The organism is Pseudoalteromonas shioyasakiensis (assembly GCF_022398475.1).
GTDB lineage: Bacteria > Pseudomonadota > Gammaproteobacteria > Enterobacterales > Alteromonadaceae > Pseudoalteromonas.
Map to the genome: position 1 here is coordinate 1 of NZ_JAKEVM010000319.1, position 521 is coordinate 521.

General features: G+C 27.3%; 1 protein-coding gene. It reads left to right on the forward strand.

What is annotated here, in order from left to right; translation table 11 throughout:
* Window positions 1-79: 79 nt before the first annotated feature.
* On the forward strand, window positions 80-521 hold a 442-nt coding region (locus tag L1D51_RS21705; RefSeq protein ID WP_239964859.1), incomplete at its 3' end, for a leucine-rich repeat domain-containing protein.

Sequence of the window (521 nt, forward strand, 5' to 3'; positions counted from 1 at the left end):
TAACTATATAAACTTTAATACGTTAGGAAAATTTCATAAGCTCGAAAGTATAAACTTGAGGAATGTAAATAACTTTGACATGTCAACCTTATCTGACTTGGTGAGCTTAAAAAAATTAAATCTTTTATCTAGCGATGTCGAAAATTTTGCCAGTATTGTAAATTTAACTAACCTAGAGAGCCTTACATTAGATAGTATTGATTCATATAGTGATAGTTTTGAGATTTTGTCTAGCTTAGAACATCTAACCACATTAAATATAAGAAACAGTGAGTTATCTGATTGGGACACCTGTCCATTAGGAAAGTTAGTTAATTTAATTCAGCTTTATTTATTTGATACAGGAATATCTAACGTTCAATTTTTAGAAAACATGCCAAAATTAGAAAGGTTAGATTTATGTTTTAATAATGTAATTGATGTTTCTTTTCTAAATAAGTGCACTGAAATAAAGGAACTTTACTTATCCTATAATTCAATATTTGACATTTCAGCTTTAAGTGGTTTGACTAAAATAAAAG